The 20,844-nt window shown below is 52.6% G+C and carries 14 protein-coding genes; 9 read left to right on the forward strand and 5 right to left on the reverse strand.

The genetic code is table 11. The annotated features are described in order from the left end of the window. Positions 1 to 5: 5 nt before the first annotated feature. Positions 6 to 887 carry a TIGR00730 family Rossman fold protein gene (locus H1D31_RS05275; protein ID WP_261256710.1) on the reverse strand — a complete coding sequence of 294 codons (882 nt, stop codon included), beginning with the start codon at positions 885 to 887 and terminating at the stop codon, positions 6 to 8. Positions 888 to 983: 96 nt separating this feature from the next. Here H1D31_RS05275 and H1D31_RS05280 point away from each other — a divergent pair, with 96 nt between their 5' ends. Together H1D31_RS05280 and H1D31_RS05285 are read left to right on the forward strand one after the other, a co-directional pair. Then, a complete protein-coding gene (locus H1D31_RS05280; RefSeq protein WP_261256713.1) occupies positions 984 to 2,588 on the forward strand; it encodes a Na/Pi cotransporter family protein in 1,605 nt (534 codons plus the stop codon). Further along, the gene (locus H1D31_RS05285) at positions 2,578 to 3,984 is read left to right on the forward strand and encodes an MBL fold metallo-hydrolase RNA specificity domain-containing protein (protein ID WP_261256715.1); all 1,407 of its coding nucleotides are present in this window, start codon (positions 2,578 to 2,580) and stop codon (positions 3,982 to 3,984) included. Before H1D31_RS05280 ends, H1D31_RS05285 begins: the two co-directional genes overlap by 11 nt. 76 nt (positions 3,985 to 4,060) lie before the next feature. Here the strand turns inward: H1D31_RS05285 and H1D31_RS05290 are convergent, their stop codons facing one another. Continuing rightward, on the reverse strand, positions 4,061 to 5,212 hold the full coding sequence (locus tag H1D31_RS05290) for a chorismate mutase (RefSeq protein WP_261256717.1): 1,152 nt from the start codon (positions 5,210 to 5,212) through the stop codon (positions 4,061 to 4,063). A 181-nt stretch (positions 5,213 to 5,393) separates the two neighbouring features. After that, the gene (locus H1D31_RS05295; RefSeq protein ID WP_261256718.1) at positions 5,394 to 7,742 is read right to left on the reverse strand and encodes a penicillin acylase family protein; all 2,349 of its coding nucleotides are present in this window, start codon (positions 7,740 to 7,742) and stop codon (positions 5,394 to 5,396) included. Between the two features lie 55 nt (positions 7,743 to 7,797). On the opposite strand from H1D31_RS05295, the gene H1D31_RS05300 reads away from it, so the two are divergent. Next, positions 7,798 to 8,451, forward strand: coding sequence for a cytochrome b/b6 domain-containing protein (locus H1D31_RS05300; protein WP_261256720.1), 654 nt, complete (start codon positions 7,798 to 7,800; stop codon positions 8,449 to 8,451). A 63-nt stretch (positions 8,452 to 8,514) separates the two neighbouring features. Here H1D31_RS05300 and H1D31_RS05305 read toward each other — a convergent pair whose 3' ends face one another. Further along, complete coding sequence (locus H1D31_RS05305; protein WP_008609847.1) at positions 8,515 to 8,970, reverse strand: c-type cytochrome; 456 nt, start codon at positions 8,968 to 8,970, stop codon at positions 8,515 to 8,517. A 204-nt stretch (positions 8,971 to 9,174) separates the two neighbouring features. On the opposite strand from H1D31_RS05305, the gene H1D31_RS05310 reads away from it, so the two are divergent. The 4 genes from H1D31_RS05310 (at position 9,175) to H1D31_RS05325 (ending at position 18,261) form a co-directional block, all read left to right on the forward strand. Next, the gene (locus H1D31_RS05310; protein WP_261256723.1) at positions 9,175 to 12,060 is read left to right on the forward strand and encodes an EAL domain-containing protein; all 2,886 of its coding nucleotides are present in this window, start codon (positions 9,175 to 9,177) and stop codon (positions 12,058 to 12,060) included. A gap of 25 nt (positions 12,061 to 12,085) precedes the next feature. Further along, positions 12,086 to 15,205, forward strand: coding sequence for an amidohydrolase family protein (locus H1D31_RS05315; protein ID WP_261256724.1), 3,120 nt, complete (start codon positions 12,086 to 12,088; stop codon positions 15,203 to 15,205). After that, positions 15,205 to 16,518 (forward strand): amidohydrolase family protein, encoded by a 1,314-nt coding sequence (locus tag H1D31_RS05320; RefSeq protein WP_261256726.1) that lies wholly within the window; start codon positions 15,205 to 15,207, stop codon positions 16,516 to 16,518. Before H1D31_RS05315 ends, H1D31_RS05320 begins: the two co-directional genes overlap by 1 nt. 78 nt (positions 16,519 to 16,596) lie before the next feature. Next, positions 16,597 to 18,261 carry a M28 family metallopeptidase gene (locus tag H1D31_RS05325; RefSeq protein ID WP_261256728.1) on the forward strand — a complete coding sequence of 555 codons (1,665 nt, stop codon included), beginning with the start codon at positions 16,597 to 16,599 and terminating at the stop codon, positions 18,259 to 18,261. 56 nt (positions 18,262 to 18,317) lie between these two features. Here the strand turns inward: H1D31_RS05325 and H1D31_RS05330 are convergent, their stop codons facing one another. Continuing rightward, complete coding sequence (locus H1D31_RS05330; RefSeq protein ID WP_261256730.1) at positions 18,318 to 18,722, reverse strand: translation initiation factor; 405 nt, start codon at positions 18,720 to 18,722, stop codon at positions 18,318 to 18,320. A gap of 142 nt (positions 18,723 to 18,864) precedes the next feature. Between H1D31_RS05330 and H1D31_RS05335 the strand changes: the two genes are divergently transcribed. Together H1D31_RS05335 and H1D31_RS05340 are read left to right on the forward strand one after the other, a co-directional pair. Further along, on the forward strand, positions 18,865 to 19,566 hold the full coding sequence (locus tag H1D31_RS05335) for a GAF domain-containing protein (protein WP_261256732.1): 702 nt from the start codon (positions 18,865 to 18,867) through the stop codon (positions 19,564 to 19,566). 39 nt (positions 19,567 to 19,605) lie between these two features. After that, a complete protein-coding gene (locus H1D31_RS05340; protein ID WP_261256733.1) occupies positions 19,606 to 20,802 on the forward strand; it encodes an aromatic amino acid transaminase in 1,197 nt (398 codons plus the stop codon). Positions 20,803 to 20,844: the final 42 nt, after the last annotated feature.

Here is a 20,844-nt window from a genome sequence, read left to right on the forward strand (position 1 = left end):
GGATACTACTTACCCAACTGATAGAAATCATAAATCACCTGCCAGGCTTGCTCAGGGCTGTCGACATACTGAATCAGTTCCAGGTCTTGCGGGCTAATCAGTCCCTCTGCTGCCAGCATCTCGAAATTGATCAAGCGTTGCCAGAAAGCTTTATCGTACAGGATAACCGGTACCCGTTCTGCTTTTCTGGTTTGGATCAGGGTTAGGGTTTCAAACAACTCATCTAGCGTACCAAAGCCACCCGGAAAGGCCACCAGCGCCCGTGCCCGTTGTAGGAAATGCATTTTGCGAATGGCAAAATAATGAAACTGGAAACAGAATTCCGGGGTGATATAGGGGTTAGGGTGCTGCTCTTTCGGCAGTACAATATTTAAGCCAATACTTTTACCGTTAGCCTCCATGGCACCGCGATTTGCTGCTTCCATAATCCCCGGGCCTCCACCACTGATAATGGTCAGCGCGCAGTCAGGATGCTGACAGCTATGCTGAGTGACCAGACGGGCGAATTCCTGCGCCGCAGTATAATAGCGACTATTCTTAAGATCGCGTTCGGCCTGCTGTAATGCATGAATAGCAGCCGGATTATCTGGCTCTGTAATAACATACTGTTTCACTTCCGACAGCTGCTTTGCTGCATCAGCGGGCGCCAGGAAACGTGCGCTGCCAAATACCACTATGGTGGCATTAATTTGATGCTGATCCAGTACCAGCTGCGGTTTCAGATACTCCAGTTGCAACCGGACATGCCGCAGCTCATCCTGCATTAGAAAGCCGGGATCGGCAAAAGCAAGTTTGTAGGAGTCATGGTCCTGCAGTCGGGAAATGGCATCCAACGACTCCTGGGCGGTAGCGAAGTGGCGTTTCGATAAAGCGTTGCGCTCAGTCATCACAAGGTCCTTTTAAAAAGTCTGACATTTTCTTGATACAAAACAGCTAAGGCGTTGTAAAGTTGGGTTATAACACAGAAAAGTAACAGGGAGGCGGTGTTGACGGATATTTTAATTGGCCTGGGCGCTCTGGGTTTGATCCTGCTTGGGATGGACTGGCTGAGTAAGGGCCTGAAGGCTGCTGCCGGGCAGGCGCTGATGCACTTTCTGGAGCGGGGCACGCAAAAATCCTGGCAAGGCTTGCTATTTGGTACGGCCGCTACCGTCGCCGTACAATCCTCAACTGTGATTACTGTCACCACCATCGGCTTTGTCAATGCCGGCATCTTGTCATTACAAAATGCTGCCTTTGTGATTTATGGCAGTAATGTCGGCACCTCCCTGACCGGCTGGTTTGTGGCGTTAGTCGGCTTGCAATTTAAGATAGATGCGCTGGCAATGCCGCTGATTGGGGTGGGAGCCTTACTAAAACTCTTTGCCAAATCCAGCCGGCGCCAGGGGGTTGGTGAGGCTTTGGTTGGATTTGGGCTATTTTTTCTCGGTTTGGCTTACCTGAAAGACAGCTTTAATACCGTTTTTGTCGATATCGAGTTTGCGCTACTGAGCCAGTTAGGCTTTTGGGGCATTTTGCTTGGCGTATTGCTAGGCACCTTGCTGACCGTGGTCATGCAGGCATCGATTGCGGTGTTGGCGCTGGTCATTACCGCAACCTCCACTGGTGTGATACCACTATCAATAGCCGCTGCCTTTGTCATTGGTGCCAATCTGGGCACTACCTCGACGGCGATTATTTCCACTCTGGCGGCAACGGCCAAGGCCAAGCGGCTGGCGATGTTGCATGTCATTTTTAATATTGTCACCGGTCTGGCGGCAATACTGATTCTCACTCCGCTGTTGTGGTTAATCAGCCTGATCCAGGATGCGCTGTTTCATGACCCCAATCCGGCGATTAGTCTGGCGCTGTTTCATACTATCTTTAATATTCTTGGTGTGATTCTGATGTGGCCTTTAACCAGCCGTTTGGTGCTGTTTCTGAATAGCCGCTTTCGGGCGCAAAAAATTGGCCAGCTACGGGTGCTGGATGCGTCCAGCTTAAGTATCCCGGCGGTGGCCATAAAAACGCTCGGTATGGAAAGTTTAAGGGTTGGCCAGTTGATTAGTGCCCAGGCGCTGGCGCTGAGTCAGACTAAAGCGCTCAGTAGCGAGGGGATAGAGCATATCAAGCAATTACAAGCCGAAATTAACAGTTATTTGCAGAAGTTAGGCAGAAGCCAACTGGCAGATAAAGAATCACAGGCTTTGAACGAGCTGGTTAAAAATTCGCTGCGTCTGGAAATGACTGTACAACTGTTACCAGAGCTGGCTAAGCAAGCTGAGCGCGATGCCAACGCCCTGCTGCCCGAACAGCCACTGTGGCAACAATTGGTTGCGGCACATTGGCCGGATGATGCTCAGGCGGTGCGCAGTTGTTACCGCGATCTTATGCGGCAACGGCAGAAACTAAAAGATCAACTGTATTTGCTGGTGCTCACTGAACGCGTTTCGAATGACTCCGGTGGTGATCAGTTGTTACGCTTTGCTGAGCTGCGCCGTTTTAACCAGCAACTCACCCGCGCCATGCTGGCGCTGGCTAAACTACAGGGCCAGCCAGAACACGATTTTGCTGAGCCTAACCAAGAGGAGCAACCCGATGCCCGTTAATGCCAGTTTACGTTTTTTAGGTGCCGCCAGGCAGGTAACCGGCTCTTGCTACCTGATTAATCTTAATCAGCAGCAGCTGTTATTGGACTGCGGCATGGTGCAGGGTGCGGATCAGGTCAGAGAGTGGCACAAGTTCCGTTTCCCGTTTAAACCAAAGGACATAGATGCCGTCATCCTGTCGCATGCGCATATTGATCATAGCGGCTTATTGCCTTTGCTGGTAGCGAAAGGCTTTGGTGGCAATATTTACTGTACTCCGGGCACCGCCGAACTGTTACCGGTGCTGTTAAAGGACTCCGTCAATTTGTATTTAAAAGATCTGGAATGGCAAAACCGCAAAGCCGCCCGTGCCGGTAAGAAGATTTATGAGCCGGTGATGTCGCTGCAAGATGCTGAACGGGTGAGTGACTTAGTGCGGGTGCTGGGCTATAACAAAAGGGCCTTTCCGCTGCAGGGCGTTGAGCTGGAGTTTGCTGATGCCGGCCATATTCTGGGGTCGGCCATAGTGCAGCTCTGGCTAAAGGGTAAGCAGGCGATGAAAAAACTGGTGTTCTCCGGTGATTTGGGGAATCCCGCGACTGTACTGCTGCCGGCACCAACCGAGATTGACCAGGCCGATATTGTGCTGATGGAAAGTACCTATGGCAATCGTAACCATCAGCCGCTGGATAATACCATCGAGGAGTTTGCGACAGCGTTAGAACAAGCCTATAACGATGGCGGCAATGTGTTTATGCCAGCTTTTGCCCTCGGCCGCTCGCAAGAGATTTTATATTATCTGGCTTTGTTACACCGCCAAGGCCGCTTAAAGCAGCGCATGGTCTTTCTCGATAGTCCGATGGCGATTAGCATCACCAAGATCTACAGTGAATATTTGCATCGGTTGGAACAAGATGATCTGGAGAAAATTGGTTATCGGCGTGGCATGACGCTGGAGCAGCTATTGCCGATGTTAAAGCTATCTCAGACAGTCGAAGATTCGATGGCAATTAACCGGGTTACCCAAGGCGCTATTATTATTGCCGGTAGCGGTATGTGTAATGGCGGTCGCATTGTGCACCATTTGAAACATAATTTATGGAAAAACACTAACCATCTCATCTTTGTTGGTTTTCAGGCCAGAGGCACTCTGGGCCGGCGTTTGGTGGATGGTGAAAAGCGGGTGAAAATTTTCGGTCAGGACACGGTGGTAAAAGCCAAATTGCACACCATTGGCGGCTTTTCTGCGCACGCCGGACAAACTGAGCTAGTACGCTGGGCCACAGCCATTGGCGGCACGCCCGAGTTCTATCTGGTGCATGGCGAACCTGAAGCGCAACAGGTGCTGCAAGAGATACTGGCAGAGGCCGGTATTCAGGCGCAGATCCCGGAGCAGGGCCAGCAGATCCTGTTCTGATACAGTGAGGGCAGCCTCTGGGCTGCCCTCGATCTTATCTGTTAAGGCTTGGCTGTTCAGGCCTGGCTGTTCAGACTTATGCCTGGATCTCAGTTGGCGTGACCTCGTCACTCGGGTAGCAGCCCAGCACTTTGACAAACTTAGTCAGATTGTTCAGTTCTTCCAGCGCGCGGGTCATCGCGTAGTCATTCAGATTGGCGCTGACATCGACATAAAACATCTCTTCCCACGGATTACCCGGAATAGGGCGTGACTCGAGTTTGCTCATACTGATGCCATGTTGTTTCAGTACCAGCAGCGCTTCAACCAGAGCGCCGGGTTGCTGGCCGGTATACATAATAAAGGTGGTTTTGGCCGGGATCGCTTTTGCCACCTGCACCGGTTTGCGGGCGACCACAATAAAGCGGCTGACGTTTTGTTTCTGATTCGCCAGTTCGCGGGTTAACACCTCCAGGCCATAGAGTTTGCCACCTTCCTCGCCGCCAATCGCGATAATAGTGGGGTCCTGTAGGGCTTTTACCTTGGCAAAGGCGGCGGATGAACTTTCACAGTATTCAATTTTAACGTTAGTCAGCCCCAGTAAGAACTGGCTACACTGGGCAATGACCTGCGGATGGGAGCAGACCTGGCGTACTTTGCTCAGGTCGGTACCAGGCAGGCCGAGCAAGCAGTGCTCGATCGGATGGGTTAACTCTCCGACTATCGATAAGCGGGTGTGCTGCAGTAAGTCATATACCTCGTTAATAGAACCGGATGAGGTATTTTCAATTGGCAATACCGCATAGTCGGCATGGCCGGTTTCCACCGCTTTGACAATTTCATTAAAGCTGTCACAGCCCAGTTCAATAATGCGCTCGGCGCGGCGGGTAAAATATTTTTGCGTTGCCCAGTAGCTGTATGAACCCTGACCACCAAGGAAGGCTACCCGTACCGCCGGCGTATGTTCGCCATTTAACTGGCCCTGCACCTTGGCTTGTTGCTGTAGCACTGAGTCTTCGATAATGACATGATAAATTCGTGTCACATACTGCGCATCCAGTCCCAGCGGCTTACCTTGCTCAATCAGAGACAGCAATAATTCCTGTTCCCGCTTCTGATCGCGAATGGGCTTGTTCTGCGATAATTTCGCTTCGGCGACGGCCAATGCCAGTGCACGCCTTTTTGCCAGTAATCCCAATAACTGCTGATCGGTATCGCTGATCGCGGTTCTGATCTGATCTAATTCCATAACGGCCTCTGTGCTGATAGCTACTAAAACGACTCAAAAAAAAACCTCCCGGCTTGGGAGGTTTCTGCTTAACGCGCGCGCACGGTCAGCTACCTCCTCGCTAAGGTGGTAAAGCTAAAAAAACCGAGCACAACTGATACTGTTTTCATACCAGCACCATAATCCGTCTGGATGGCCAAAGTCAAGGGGCTGGCAGCAGCAGCTGCTGATATTTTTCCGGCCCCGGTAAAAAGGGCAGGGCTATTGCTGCCTGCCAGTAACGATGGTCCGCCCGGTAAAAGGGTGACAGCGGATGCCCGGATTGTCCTGCCGGAATCACCAGAATGCCGCTTTGCTCCTGGCCGGGAGCCACCACCATCCGTTGCGATTGGCCAAAGGCCGCATGCTGTACCCGCGGCATATGGCTGTCGCCGGCTAGCGGCGTAACCGGCATATTCAGCCAGCGGCCGAGCAGTGGTATAGCTGAAGCCAGCGGATGCTCGATCCGCGCACTGTTGCGTTTGCCCCAGTTGGCCTGCTGCAAACTGCCATACTGCGCCAAGATCTTCTGTTGGCTATCCCGAGCGGCGCTTAACAGCAGCTCCTGCCAGCTGCTATATGCCGCCGGTAAGGTATCCGGGCGCTGCTGTTGCCACAGCAGCCAAAACGGGGTTTCCAGCGAATATTTTAGATCGCTGCTGCGGGCACCGGCTTGTTCCAGTAATGCAGCGATGGGGGCAAAGGTCAGCTCCAGCATGCTAAGCCGGAATTGCCGCAGCAGGGTATAACCTATGGCATCCGGTGCGGCGTAATCTGAGGATTCGGCAATATACTGACGAAAATCGCTTAATCCCGTTTCTTCCGCCACAGTAGGGCTGAGCTCGGCTAACAGCAGCTGTTGCCAGCGGCTTAACAGCACAGCGCGATGATCGAGTTGAATACGGTGCAGGGCATTTTCGTCGGCGTCATTTAACTGTTGCAGGCTGCTGGCGATCTGATGGCCACGGGCACCTAAATCATAGCCGCCATTGCCAATCAGATGATAGGCATCTCCCCCTATGGTTCTGGCATTAGCAGACCAGAGATGGCCGGAGTCCGGGTTGAGGATGCTGGGATAAGCGTCGGCTGGCAGTATCTCTCCCCAAAAATTACTGCCCTGATGCCAGGTCTGAGCGGTGTCCCAGTCGGCGACCTGACGTTCCGGGATCGGGCCAAACACTGTCCAGCCGATATTGCCGGCGGCATCTGCGACTAACAGATTCTGTGCCGGAATGCCGATAGTCGGTGCCAGTGCTAAGGCCTCGGCTGCGCCAGTGGTGACTTCCAGTTGCCGCAGATTAAAGTTTACCGCATAGGGTTGATGCGCAATCCAGCGCAGCGCATAAGGTTGCTCGTCAGGAAAGGGGAGCAGCGGGCCCCACTCGGTGTAAAGCACCGTTAGCTGCTCCGTCGGGGCATCTTTAATGTGGATCTGCTCCTGATAGTGCTTTACATCTTGCCAGCCCTGGGGGCTTAGATATTGCTGCTGGTCCTCTGACAAGGTCACTTTGACCAGATCATGCCAGTCTGCGGTGGTATTAGTAAAACCCCAGGCAATATGACCGTTAGAGCCAACGACGATAGCCGGGGTACCGGGTAAGCTTAAACCCGTGACTTGCCGGCTCTGTCCCTGTTGCTGCCAGTTCAGCTGTACCTTGTACCAGATCCCGGGTACCCGCTGTGACAGGTGCATATCATCGGCCAGAATAGCCGCACCGTGCGGGGTGGCGCTGCCTGCTACGGCAAAATTATTGCTGCCAAGGTCAGTGGCATCTTTAATAGCACAATGGCTGCAGCTTAGCTGTTGTCTTAAGATCGCCGGATAAGGGCTATCGGGTACAGGGACGGCGTTAACCCGGCTGTGATCAATGGCTGCTTGCCAGTCGGCACTGTGTTGCTGCAGAAACTGATACCAGTCTGCGGGCAGGGCAGCACTGAGCTTGGTCATCGCATATTCGTCACGTCCCGCCTTGCCCTGTAAATCCAGGTACATGCTATAGATCACCAGTAAGGTATCGGCTTCCAGCCAGGCTTCAGGCTCAGCTTTAAGTAAGCTGTATTCAAAAGGCGGGCGGGCTAAGCTGGCAAGGCCTTCATTTACGCCACGGCTATAAGCGGCCAGCAATTGCAATTCGTCTGCCGGTAATGTGGTCAGCAGTTGCTCAGCACGGCGACGAAAAAGGTGGGGTCTTTGCTGTTGGTCCTGAGCCAGAGCGCGTAAGCCAAATAACGCAGAGAGCTCACCGGCCGCGAAACGGCGGCTGACATCCATTTGAAAAAAACGCTCCTGTGCATGGGCAAAGCCCAGCGCGTAGGCGGCATCAGTACGCTCCGTTGCGCGGATCACCAGGTAGCCCAGGGCATCGCGTGCCAGGGTAACGGGATCCGCCACTGCTGCCTGATAGCGGCCATTATAGTCCGGTAAACTGCCTCGTAAAAACAGATACAGGCTGCCGGAACAGACTAAAATCAGCAGTAATAGTAGCGCAAACAGCCAGCTTAATATTTTCATCTTTCTAATCCGCTGGTATAAAATCAAAAGGTTAGCACAACAAAAGGAAAGCTCAATGTTGATCAAGGTACAAGTCTGGGATTTAGCGGTGCGGGTATTCCATTGGTCACAAGTCGTGCTGTTGGCTGGGCTCTGGTATACCGGTAATGAAGGCTTGATGGCGCAGCATCAGCTACTGGCGTACACGCTGGCGGCCTTGTTGATCGCCCGTATTTGCTGGGGCTTTTATGGCAGTGCCAGTGCCCGTTTTAGTCACTTTGTTGCGTCGCCGCTGGCGGCTGTGCGCTATTTACGGCGACCGGTACCGGTATTGGGGCATAATCCGGCGGGAGGCTATATGATCCTGGCATTGATACTGCTGCTGAGTCTGCAATTACTGACCGGTTTGGCGACCTTTGATAACAGCTATATCAGTGATGGCCCGCTGGTACGCTATTTATCAGAGGAATGGGTGTCACTGGCATCGAAAATTCACAAGCTGAATATTGATCTGATCCTACTGTGCGTAGCGGTGCATATTCTGGCCGCACTCTGGCACAGTATTCGCTACGATAACGTGATTTGGGCGATGTTAAGTGGCTACAGTAAAACAGCGAATCGCAATGATGCACCAAAGCTGCGTGCCAGCTGGAGCTACTTTGTGCTGGTAGCGGCCTTGCTGGTACTGTTTTATTACTGGCAGGGCGCAGTATTACTGCGTTTTATCTAATCATGATTAGTCTACATGGGGCAGTGCCGAGTACTGCCCCTCTTGGTCAGACGTAAACTGCGGTTAATCCGCTTTATATTTGTCGTGACAGGCTTTGCAGTTACGGGCAAAGTCACCAAAGGCTTTGCGAATTTCTGCCTGTTCAGCGGTTTTCGCCGCAGCTAACAGTGCTGCCGCGTCAGCTGCCAGTTTTTCGCCGCGCTCCTGAACTTCCGGCAAATTGTTCCAGATGGCAGGTTTAACCTTGCCGCCAGCTTCCTGAGCGCCGGGCACCGTAAAGCTTTCCCAGGGTAACTGACTCAGTAATGCCAGGGCTTCAGCACGACGTTGCACCCGTTCTGCATCAAAGGCAACATTACCACGGATCATATCCTGAATATCGCCCATATTATGGCGGATCAACTGGAAACTGGCCTGGCGGTAACTCACAGCGTCTTTGCCGTTAGTAAAGGCGGTGTTGGCAACTACCGGCAAGGCCAGGGATGCAGACAACAGAGTAGCAAGCAGGGCTTTTTTCATTTGTGTAGTCTCTTCTGTTAGATTAACGTAAAACACGGTAAAGTATTAAACAGGTGTAACTGTACCTGTCATTGGCACTCCAAGTCACTATAACAGTAGCGAGCCCTATAGGTGAAGGATCTTACTCAGAATAAGGCGACAGGGATAAACTCAATCGGTTTAAAGGTATCGGCCATTGTTTTTCTGGCGGTGCTGTTAACCGGATTGACTATTACTTTAGCATTTACCACATATCAACAAAATATCATACTGCAGCAACAGCAGCAGGGGATCAATCGTACCGCTGAAAATTATCAGCAGCAGTTTGAGCGTCAGCTGCAGGAACTACAGTTAAAAGCGTCCAGAGCGCAGCAGGTGCTATTGCGGCACCTGATGCGATCAGAACTGCCTGTTCCCTCTGTCACCGAACGGTTGAACGCTAATGATGGTAGCCAACGTTTTCGCGATGAATGGTCAGGCGTCTATCTGCCAGCAGGAAGTGCGACAGCAGCTAATTCGCCAGAGTTGAATAATACAGCGCGAGCCTGGCAGCAAATGATGCCGCTGCTACAGCAAGAATTTGCCAGTGTATTTTTTATGTCGGCCAGTGGTTATTTACGAATAGCGCCGGCCGATTGGGTGATGCACGTTGAATCCACGGTATCTGCGACCGAAAATCCGTTGTTTCAATTGGTCGCCCCGGTGGCCAATCCGGAGCGGGCACTGCGCTGGAGCCCAATCTATTACGATGCAGTGTGGCAGAAATGGTTTGTCAGTCTGTTACTACCGGTTTATCAGCAGGATCGCTTCCTTGGCGTGATGGGCTTTAGTGTGAACTTGCAGGAATTGACGCAAAATCGCGCTAACCTGGGCTTCTGGAGCCCGCTGAACCGGAGTCAGCTGTTGGACGCTAACGGACAATCACTGTTAGTGGCGCGCCAGGAGCAGTCGCTGCCAATGTTCAGCTTTTATCAGGCCGGCGGACCAGCGGAGCCGCAGTTAGAGCAGGTGGCCAGGTCACTGGCCAAAACGGGGCTCTCACAGCCGTTGGCTCCGCTGGCGCCGGACTACTTGCTGACGGTCAGTGCTTTACCTACGCTTGATTGGTATCTTTTGCTGTATCAGGACCGGCAACAGTTGTTGGCGGAACAGCAACAACTACAGCGGCAAGCCCTATTACTTTGTGTCGCAATAGCGTTGTTACTGACCTTACTGCTGTATTGGTTTATTCATCAGTTATTACTGAAACGGTTAAAACGGCTGGCATTTGCAGTTGACCGGCTGGGGCAGGGCTTACTGCCTGGCTTATTTTTGGATAACAAGACAGACGAGCTGGGGATGCTGAATCGGGCATTCGTTAGTATGTCACGCGAAATCAGTGATTTGGTCGAAGGTCTAAATAGCCGGATCGCGGAAAAAGAGCAGGCGGAATTACAGGCGCGAAAACTCAGTAAAGCGGTGTCGTTTTCCAGTTCGGGCATTGCGATTACCAACCGTCATCTGGAAATTGAATACCTGAATCCTTTTCTACTGGAAATGTTGGCGCAGGACGGCAGCCAACTCAACGGTAGTTCGCTGTTAAAGTTATTTGCCACCGATCTACAACAGTTGCAGGCTGACATCAGTCATACCTTGGAGCACCGCCAGCACTGGCATGGTGATGTGATTTTACAACCCAGTCAGGGACAGGATGAGGTACCGCGCTGGGTGACACTTGCCATTGCACCGATCCGGGATGATAAGGGTATGCTCAGCCATTATGTGGCGACGATGCAGGATATTTCCTTTATCAAACAAAGTCAGAAGCAAATGGAGCAGTTGGCGTATTATGACGCCCTGACGGGACTGGCGAACCGTAGCTATTTCCGGGATCAGCTACGCAAAGCGATCAGCATGTCACAACGCGGTTATTATAGTTTTGCTTTGCTTTATTTTGATTTAGATGAGTTTAAGCTGATCAACGATACGCTGGGCCACGATGCCGGTGATGAGCTGTTGATTGAAGTTGCCCGCCGCTTGACCGGTCGTTTGCGTGACGACGATTTAATCGCCCGTTTAGGCGGCGACGAATTTGCCGTGATTCTGAGTGATATTAAAGATAAAGGCCATGTTGGGCAGATTGCGGCAGAGTTACAGCAGGCTTTTGCTTCCCCGGTACGTCTTGGCCGTCAGGAAGTGGCGATCAGCTCGTCGATTGGTATTACCATTGCACCTGACGATGGTATTGACGAGGAGCTGTTACTAAAACACGCCGACCTTGCCATGTACGAAGCCAAGGCCCGCGGTAAAAACACTTACCGCTTTTTCTCGCAGGCGCTTAATGATGCCGCCAACCAAAGGTTGTTAATTGAGAATCAGCTGCGGGAAGCAATCCGCGAGCAGCAGTTTATTCTTTATTATCAGCCGAAAATTGACTTGGCTGAGGAGACGCTGGTCGGCTACGAGGCGCTAATCCGCTGGTTGCGGCCGGATAATACCCTGGTGCCGCCGGCACGTTTTATTCAGGTTGCGGAAAGTACCGGTTTAATTGTGCAGATCGGCGAATGGATTATCCTGGAAGCCTGTCGTTTTCTGGCTCGGCAACATAGCCGCGGTTATGCCGTCAGTGTGTCAATCAATCTGTCGGCCCGCCAGTTTAATGATGAGCAACTGGCGGTGATTATCGAGCAGGTTATCCGGCGCACCGGCGTCGATCCGGCTTATCTGGTATTTGAAATTACCGAAAGTATGTTAATGGGTGACACCGATGCGGCTATTAAACAGCTAAATCAGTTAAAGCGTCTCGGTGTCTCTTTATCTATTGATGACTTTGGTACAGGCTATTCCTCGCTTAATTATTTAAAACGCTTTCCGGTTGATGAGTTGAAAATTGACCGCTCCTTTGTCAAAGATATTCCAGAAGATCAAAATGATATGGATATCGTGGCTGCTATCATCGCTATGGCGCAGAAGATGCAGCTGCGGGTGGTGGCGGAAGGGGTGGAGTCAGAAGCTCAGGCCGAGTTTTTAAAGCAGAATGCCTGCTATCTGGTACAGGGCTACTATTTTAGTATGCCGCTGGCCGAGCAGGAGTTAAGTCAGCTGACTTTTAATATAAAAACGCAGGGGTAAACCCCGCTTCACTCAGGAAAATGTTATGACATCAGCTCGCCTGTCTTTGCTGAGCCTGGCGCTATTCGGTGGCTACAGTGCTGCCGGTATCGCGGCTCAGACAACACCGCAGCTTGGGATCCGCGATAAAACACCAAATCTGGTCGCGCTGACCAATGCCACTGTGCAAACCGAACCCGGTAAAACCCTAACCGCTGCCACCATCCTGATCCGGGATGGTAAAATTGAGGCCGTCAGCAGTAATGGCCGGGTGCCGGCGGGCTATCAGCAGCGGGATCTCAGCGGTTATACGGTCTATGCTGGCTTTATTGATCCCTATACTCAGTATGGGGTGCCAAAGGCAGGTGAGGGGGAAGGTTTTAGTTTTGGCCGCCGCCCGGTGTATGAAAACGAGCGCCGTGGTGGTAATGCCGCCAATGATGCGATCCATGCGCAGCAGCGCTGGGTAACCCAGTTTAAGCCGGATAGTAAGGCCGCTGCTGACTTTCTGAAACAGGGTATTACCGTGGTACAAAGTGCGCGGCAGGATGGCATTTTCCGCGGTACGGCTTTTGTTGCTTCTCTGGCTGATGATTTACCCAATAATCTGGTACTAAAGGCCGATGCGCAGCATTTTATGGCCTTCAGTAAGGGCAGTTCGAAACAAACCTATCCCTCGTCGTTGATGGGCGCTATTGCGCTGATCCGTCAGACCTTATCCGATGCCAATTGGTATCAGGCGGCGACCTCGCGCGAAGTGACTACTGTCAATGGTCAGCCGCTGGAGTTTAATGCCGCTCTGGCGGGTCTGGCGACGATAAAGCAGCAGGGCGTATTGTTCGATACCAGCGATGAGCGCTCTTTGCTGCGGGCCAGCCGCTTATTAGCCGAATTTGATATCAGCAATGCCTTATTGTTGGGCTCGGGTTATGAATACAGCCGGCTGGAGCAGATTAAAGCGACCGGCAAGCCGATACTATTACCGCTCAATTTCCCGGCTGCGCCGGATGTCACGATTGCTGAGCAGCGACTGGACGTCAATCTGGCGGATTTACGGCATTGGGAGCGGGCACCGGCGAACCCGGCAGTACTGGCTCAAGCGGGTGTGCGCTTTGCCTTTACCAGTCATGGTTTAACAAAGAAAGCCGACTTTATCCCCAATCTGCGTAAAGCGGTGCAGCATGGTCTTAGCCAGCAGCAGGCGCTGGCCGCGCTGACCACTGTACCGGCAGATCTATTGGGATTGGGGCAACAATTGGGTAAGGTGGCGCCGGGCTATCAGGCTGATCTGGTGATCAGCCGTGGTGACCTGTTCGCCGAGGGCGAAATTGTTGCAACCTGGCTGCGCGGGCAGGAAAACAGCTTTACGCCGGTGCAGCCGCCGGTTTTTGCCGGCAAGTACCAGTTTAATCTCGACGGTCAAAGCATCGATATCACGATCAGCGGCACAGCACCCAAGCTTGCAGGTGAAGCAGTACTGGGTGAGAAAAAAGCGAAACTGGAGCATCTGCGGGTGCAAGATCAGCGGCTGCAATTTAGTTTGCCGTTAAAAGCCTTAACTGAGCAGGCGATAGTGCTGCAGTTTAATGGTGTTTTAACTGGCGAGCAGTTAAGCGGCTACTGGCTGGATGCCGCCGGTAAGCAGCAACCGCTGACACTGCAACGCAGTGCGGTAGAGCCCAAGGCCCCCAAAGCGGCTGCAGAGCCGGCAACGCAAGTCTCCAGACTGACCTATCCAAACCGTGCCTTTGGTCTGAGCGCCTTGCCGGTTACGGAAAAACTGCATATAAAAAATGCCACTATCTGGACCGCAAGCAGCGCTGGTGTACTGCAAAATACTGACTTGCTGGTCAGTAACGGTAGGTTTGAGAAGATTGGCCAGAATCTGACAACGCCGCGAGGCTACCGGGTAATTGATGCCAGCGGCCTGCACCTGACACCGGGTATTATCGATGAGCACTCACATATTGCGACTGAGCAGGGCGTGAATGAAGGCTCTCATGCCAATACTGCTGAAGTGCATCTGGGCGATGTGATTAATCCGGATGATATTAATATCTACCGTGCCCTGGCAGGCGGTGTAACTACGGTACAGGTATTGCACGGTAGTGCTAACCCTATTGGTGGCCGGGCGCAGATTATCAGCTTACGCTGGGGCGCGGATGCCGAGGGCATGAAGTTCCGTAACGCGCCACCGAGCATCAAGTTCGCACTGGGTGAAAACGTGAAACAGTCAAACTGGGGCACGGAATTTAATACCCGTTATCCGCAAAGCCGTATCGGCGTTGAAACCTTTATCCGCGACCAGTTCCAGGCCGCCAAAGAGTATCAGGCCGCCTGGCAGGCTTACAACAAGCTGTCGCGTCGCGAGCAAGGCCGTACCGTGCCGCCGCGGCGTGATTATCAACTGGAAACGCTGGTCGAAATTCTGGAAGGAAAACGCCATATCCATACCCACTCTTATGTTGCCTCAGAAATTCTGATGCTGATGCAAGTTGCCGATGAGATGGGCTTTAAGGTCAATACCTATACCCATATTCTGGAAGGCTATAAGGTGGCCAGTGAGATGCAGGCACACGGTGCCAGCGTGTCAACCTTCGCCGACTGGTGGGGCTTTAAGATGGAAGTGAATGATGCCATCCCAACCAATACCTGTCTGATGCATGAGCAGGGTTTGTTAGTGAGTGTTAACTCTGATGATCCGGGCCTGCTGCGCCGGCTGAATCAGGAAGCGGCCAAGTCGACCATGTACTGCAATATGGATGAGCATGAAGCGTTGAAGATGGTCACTATTAATCCGGCCAAACAGCTGAAGATTGACGACAAAGTCGGGTCTATCGCTGAGGGTATGCAGGCCGACTTTGTGCTGTGGGACCAGCATCCGCTGTCGGTTTACAGTGTGGTACAGCAAACCTGGATTGAAGGCGCTCGCTACTTTGACCGTAATAGCGACCTGGCACAGCGTGAGCAACTGGAAAACGAGCGCCAGCAGCTGATCCAAAAAGTGCTGACCGCCGGTGAATCGGCACGTCAGGGCAGTACTAACAGTTACAAACAGGACGATCCGATCTGGCATTGTGAGGATAACGACGACTGGCTGAAACTGCGTTTTGGTTTTGGCGACCATTTACATAGCCATGGTCATGCCCACGGAGGACAACACTGATGAAACTGATTAAATCCTTACTGGCTGCCGCCTGTGTGCTGGCAGCCGGCAGTGCTGGTGCGGTGAATCCGGTCCCGGGCACGGTACAGACTGAACCCTTGTTACTAAAAAACGCCACTGTGCATTCTGTGGTTGCTGCACCTGCGGTGCAGGATGTGCTGATTCAGGATGGCAAAATTGCTGCCGTCGGTACTAACCTGACGGCACCTGCCACTGCCAGAGTGCAGGATCTTAGCGGCAAGAACCTGTATCCGGGACTGATTGCGCTGATTAATCAACTGGGTTTGATTGAAGTGGAAGCGGTACGGGCTACCCGTGACGATCGGGAAATCAGTGCGACCAATCCGGATCTACGCACGGAAGTGGCCTTTAATGCCGATTCGGTCGTGATCCCAACGATCCGGAGCAATGGTTTTAGTCACAGCCTGATTTACCCGTCCGGCTCGCTGATCACCGGGCGCTCAGCCCTGATGCAACTGGATGGTTGGAACTGGCAGGACGCGCTGGTGCAGTCCAGTGTTGGCTTGCATGTCAATTGGCCGCGGATGGGGATTCAAACCGGCTGGTGGGTGCGTGACAGTGTCGAACAGCAGCAAAAACGTCAGGCAGAGCAATTGGCAAAGCTGCAGGATTACTTTAGCGCTGCCCATGCCTATTACCTGGCTGAGCAAGCGGGCCTGAATCGTGGCCGGGATTCGCGTTGGCATGCGATGTTAAGCTTCTTCGAAGGCAAGTTACCGCTGTTTGTGCATGCTGATGACCCGCGGCAAATGCGCCAGGCGATGCTGTTAGCGCAGCAGTATGGTGTCAAGCTGGTGATTGTTGGTGGGCGCGATAGCTGGCGCATTGCCGATGAGCTGGCGGCGAATAAGGTCGCTGTGATCTATACCGCGCCCTATGGTTTGCCAACCCGTGGCGATGAAGCCTACGATCAGGCCTTTAGTGCGCCGGGCGTGTTAAAACGCGCCGGGGTGCAATTCGCGCTGTCGCTGGATGGTTTCTGGGATACCCGGAACCTGGTATTCGCTGCCGGTCATGTTACCCGTTATGGTCTGGATCAGGCCGAGGCGCTACGGGCCCTGACGCTGGATGCCGCTGCCATTGCCGGCGTTGCCGACCGTTTAGGGTCGATTGAAGTTGGTAAAAGCGCCAGTCTGGTGGTATCCAGCGGTGATATCTTTGATTATCGCGGCCATCAGGTTGAACAGATGTGGATCGACGGCCGTAGTGTGGATTTAGATAACCGGCACAAGCAACTGCACCGGCGCTATCAACAGCGTTATCAGCAGCCAAGCCAAAGCGTGCAGCCCTGAGACCGGCGCTGAAGTTCTGAGGTGCCGCTCTGGCACCTTTTTTGTTTTTAAATTGTTGATGTAGAAGAGAACAACCCAATGAAAAAACCTGTAATGCTGGTGCTGGCTGCCGCTCTTACGCTGCTGGCGTGCGGTAAGCCTGCACCGCTTTCTGAGCCCAAAGCGGACCCGCTTAAAATTGAAAGCCATTTACGTTTTCTGGCCGATGATTTGCTGGAAGGGCGGGATACCGGTAGCCGTGGCCACGAGATTGCCTCGCTCTATATTACCGAGCAGTTCCGGGCTTTGGGGCTGAAGGGGGCTGCAGCAGATGGCGGATATTATCAGCAGGTGCCACTGCGTAAGGCATTATTAGTGCCTGGTAGTGCCAAGCTAAGTTTTCAGTTTGCTGATAAGACAGAGGAGCTCAGCTATCCGCAGCAATTCTTTACGGGTCCCAGTTTACAGCAAACCTCAGTAGCACTGAGTGCGCCGATGGTGTTTGTTGGCTATGGCCTGGTGTCTGATGCCTTTGCGTTAAATGATTATGCCGGGTTGGATGTTGCAGGTAAGGTGGTGGTGATGCTGGCCGGCCTGCCGGCCAGTCTACCCAGTGAAGAGCGCGCTTACCTAGGCAGTATGAAAACGGAATTTGCCGCTGAGCGCGGTGCCGTCGGTATTTTAACCGTACATACCCCGCAGCAGGAACAAACCCGGCCTTATGCCAACAGTTTGCTGTATTTAAATACGCCCAGTATGACCTGGCTTAATGAAGCCGGCGAACCGGGGCGCGGCTTTGCGCAGTTAAAAGGGAGTGCTTACTTACATCCTGATGCGGCGAAGGCGCTGTTTGCAGCAAGTGGCAAAGTACTGGATGAGATCTTTCAACAACTGGAACAGGATGCCATGCCGCAAGGCTTTGCCCTGAACGGTATTGTTAATCTGCAAAGCGAAAGCAGCCATCAAAGTATTAGCAGTCCTAATGTACTGGCGCTGCTGCCGGGTTCAGATCCGACGTTAAAACACGAAGTTGTGGTGTTAAGCGCGCACTCAGATCATATTGGTTTGGCTAACGACTTACGTACCAGTGATAAAGTGAATAACGGTGCTATGGATAATGCCGCCGGTACCGCGATCTTACTGGAAACCGCGCGCTTATTTGCTGCCTTGCCTGAGACGCCGAAGCGTTCTGTTTTGTTTGTCGCGCTGACCGGTGAAGAGAAGGGCTTACTGGGCGCTGATTACTTCGCCAGGAATCCGCCGCTGGCGATTGAAAAGCTGGTAGCGAACGTCAATCTGGATATGCCGGTACTGCTATATCCGTTTGCTGATCTGATTGCTTTTGGTGCCAATCATTCTACGCTGGGCGATGTCGTCGCCAGCGCGGCAGCAAAAGAGGGCATTAAGCTGAGTGCCGATCCGATGCCAGAGCAGGCGATTTTTACCCGCTCTGACCATTTTCGTTTAGTGCAGCAAGGTGTGCCGGCGGTCTTTTTAATGACGGGTTTTACCTCGCAGGATCCGACTCAGGATGGTGGTAAGATCTGGGGCAGTTTCTTTGCCAAGCATTATCATAAGCCCTCAGATGATATTCCGAGTCTGGAACGGGACTACGGCCCGATCCGCTATGATGCCGGCGCGGTCTTTACCAATATTAATTTTAATATTGCGCTGGATGTTGCGAATACCGCTCAGCGGCCGCTGTGGCGGAAACAGAGTTTCTTTACCGGCGTTTTCGGCCGGCCGGATAATTCCGAGCAATAAGCCCTAAACACAAACGGCAGCCTTGGCTGCCGTTTTACTGTTAACTTGCAGGTCAGCTAGCCACCGGCTTGTTTTACCTGATAACCTTTTTGCTGCAGTACAGCCGTGACCTGTTCACGCTTATCGCCCTGGATCTCTATCACGCCATCTTTTACCGCACCACCACAGGCGCATTTCTTTTTTAGCTCAGAGCAAAGGGCATTCAGTTGCTCTGCACTGCCGGTTATACCACTGATGGTAAGCACAGTTTTGCCGCCACGGCCTTTGGTTTCACGTCTTACCCGCAGCGCACTATCGGCGTAGGCGGTACCCAGGGTTTCTGGCGCTGCCTTGCTGTTAATACGACCACTGGCAGTAGAATAAACCAGATCGCTATCAGCATGGGCTGGCGTCGCAGGTTCCGCGCCTGTGCTGGCGCCAAGTCGAGCTTGCCAGTCGGCAAGCGAGATCTTTTTACTCATCGGAAAATGGCTTGTCAGTTCGAATAGCGCAGAGCTTACTGAGCGCGATGAACAGAGGCAAGTTTTTCTGTGGTCAGCTTGGTTTTTTAGTGGCTTCTGGTAGAATGATGCCCATTATTTTAGAAATCTGGACGGCTATATTTTGAGTAATTCTGTCTCTCTGACCCAGTATCTGCAGTTAAGTGGCTTAACCGAGCTGACAACGCCAGCTTTTGCTGCCGCGGTAGCACAGCAACAGCAGGCCTTGCGGCAGTACCTTGAGCAAGTGTCGGCGCCAACGGTAAATTGGCAGTACCAGGTGCCCGAGCTTGGCGAGGGTGGGGCCTGTTCATTATTTGGCGTGTTGGCAGCCGAGCCTTATGATTTAACCGCTATTTTGGGCGGTCAAACGGCGGCGAATCAACAAGCACTGGCCAGGCTCAGCCAAATTACCGCTTTTTATCAACAGCAGGCCGGCGTGGCCTGGTTTGGTATCTACCAGGCGCGAGCCAATCCAGCTGGCGAAGCGGTATTGGTCAAACTCAGCTACTTTGGTGCGCCCTCGCGCGCCGAGTTCCCTCTCACCCCTGAGTTTGCCACCATCAGTAACAACAGCAGTGTTGGCTTAAGCGGTAAAGCGCGGGTGATTAACAGTGTCGCCAGTTATTTACAACAGGGTGGCGAATACTATACGTGCGACCCGAAAGTTCAGGCCGAAGCCTGTTTGCCACTCTATGCGCAATCGGGCAGAATACTGGGCATTGTCGATGCCGAAGATTTTCAAGCAGAGGTATTTGATCAGCGCGCGCTGGCGTTACTGGTGGCGGTGTGTCTGACCATTCCGGACTATTTACCGGCCGTATAAGATGGCCTTTTATTAGCACAATAATCCAGGTAGAACATTATGTTTGCTCAGTTAAAACCCGTTGCCACTGATCCTATTCTGGGTCTGATGGCGGCTTACCGTGAAGACCCGAATCCACTGAAAGTTGACCTAGGTGTTGGGGTATATAAAGACGAGCAGGGCCATACGGCGGTGCTGAAGTGCGTTAAGGAAGCAGAAGCACTGCGCCTGAAACAAGAAGACAGCAAGACCTATATCGGCATGGCCGGTGATCTGGGCTTTAACGCCCATATTGAAAAGCTGGCCTTTGGTAATAGCCATCCGGTGTTGCTGGCAAACCGGGTAACTACAGCGCATACGCCTGGCGGCACAGGTGCGTTGCGGGTGGCGGCCGAGTTTATTAAGCGCGCTAATCCTGATGCCACCATCTGGGTTACCACCCCGACCTGGGCTAACCATATTTCATTGTTTCAGGCGGCGGGTCTAAAAGTTAAAGAGTACGCCTATTACGATTACGATACCAAGGGCCTGAAGACTGAGCAGATGTTCGCGGAACTGGCGCAAGTACCCGCCGGCGATGTGGTACTGGTACATGCCTGCTGCCATAACCCAAGCGGTATGGATCTGAACTTTGAGCAATGGCAGCGTTTTACCGCGCTGGCATTGGAGCGCGGCTTTACGCCACTGGTTGATATGGCCTATCAGGGCTTTGGTAGCGGCCTGGATGAAGATGCAAAGGGCCTGCGTTATCTGGCAGAACGGGTATCTGAATTGTTGCTGTGTAGCTCCTGCTCGAAGAACTTTGGCTTGTACCGTGAGCGTATCGGTGCTGTGAGTATCGTTTCTGCTGACAGTCAGGTGATGGAGCTGGCGAAAGTGAATCTGCTGAGCGTGGTCCGTTCGATCTATTCTATGCCACCGGCACATGGTGCCATTATCGTTAGCCATATTCTGGACAGTGCGGAATTAACGGCGCTGTGGCATCAGGAGCTGGCGGAAATGCGCGATCGGATCAATAACTACCGGCAGTTAATTATCGATAAGTTTGCCGCCGAAGGTATTACGCAGGATTTCAGTTTTATTGCCCGTCAACACGGTATGTTTAGCTTTCTCGGTATTAACAAAGCGCAGATTGATCGCCTAAGAGATGAATTTAGCATTTATATGGTGGGGTCAAGCCGGGTCAGTATTGCCGGGTTAAATCATGCCAATATTGATTACTTCGCCAAAGCTGTGGCGACGGTATTAAAGGGTTAAGATTGCGGCTGACAGGCCCCGGCTGATCTGGTGTCGCTGGGG

This window comes from Alishewanella sp. BS5-314, from assembly GCF_025377695.1.
GTDB lineage: Bacteria > Pseudomonadota > Gammaproteobacteria > Enterobacterales > Alteromonadaceae > Alishewanella > Alishewanella aestuarii.

What these genes read in the sequence shown, in the direction of transcription:
- H1D31_RS05285 (WP_261256715.1), top strand. Translation starts at nt 2,578, where the DNA reads ATGCCCGTTAATGCCAGTTTACGTTTTTTAGGTGCCGCCAGGCAGGTA.
- H1D31_RS05290 (WP_261256717.1), bottom strand. Translation starts at nt 5,212, where the DNA reads ATGGAATTAGATCAGATCAGAACCGCGATCAGCGATACCGATCAGCAG.
- H1D31_RS05295 (WP_261256718.1), bottom strand. Translation starts at nt 7,742, where the DNA reads ATGAAAATATTAAGCTGGCTGTTTGCGCTACTATTACTGCTGATTTTA.
- H1D31_RS05340 (WP_261256733.1), top strand. Translation starts at nt 19,606, where the DNA reads ATGTTTGCTCAGTTAAAACCCGTTGCCACTGATCCTATTCTGGGTCTG.
- H1D31_RS05305 (WP_008609847.1), bottom strand. Translation starts at nt 8,970, where the DNA reads ATGAAAAAAGCCCTGCTTGCTACTCTGTTGTCTGCATCCCTGGCCTTG.
- H1D31_RS05315 (WP_261256724.1), top strand. Translation starts at nt 12,086, where the DNA reads ATGACATCAGCTCGCCTGTCTTTGCTGAGCCTGGCGCTATTCGGTGGC.
- H1D31_RS05275 (WP_261256710.1), bottom strand. Translation starts at nt 887, where the DNA reads ATGACTGAGCGCAACGCTTTATCGAAACGCCACTTCGCTACCGCCCAG.
- H1D31_RS05330 (WP_261256730.1), bottom strand. Translation starts at nt 18,722, where the DNA reads ATGAGTAAAAAGATCTCGCTTGCCGACTGGCAAGCTCGACTTGGCGCC.
- H1D31_RS05300 (WP_261256720.1), top strand. Translation starts at nt 7,798, where the DNA reads ATGTTGATCAAGGTACAAGTCTGGGATTTAGCGGTGCGGGTATTCCAT.
- H1D31_RS05325 (WP_261256728.1), top strand. Translation starts at nt 16,597, where the DNA reads ATGAAAAAACCTGTAATGCTGGTGCTGGCTGCCGCTCTTACGCTGCTG.
- H1D31_RS05320 (WP_261256726.1), top strand. Translation starts at nt 15,205, where the DNA reads ATGAAACTGATTAAATCCTTACTGGCTGCCGCCTGTGTGCTGGCAGCC.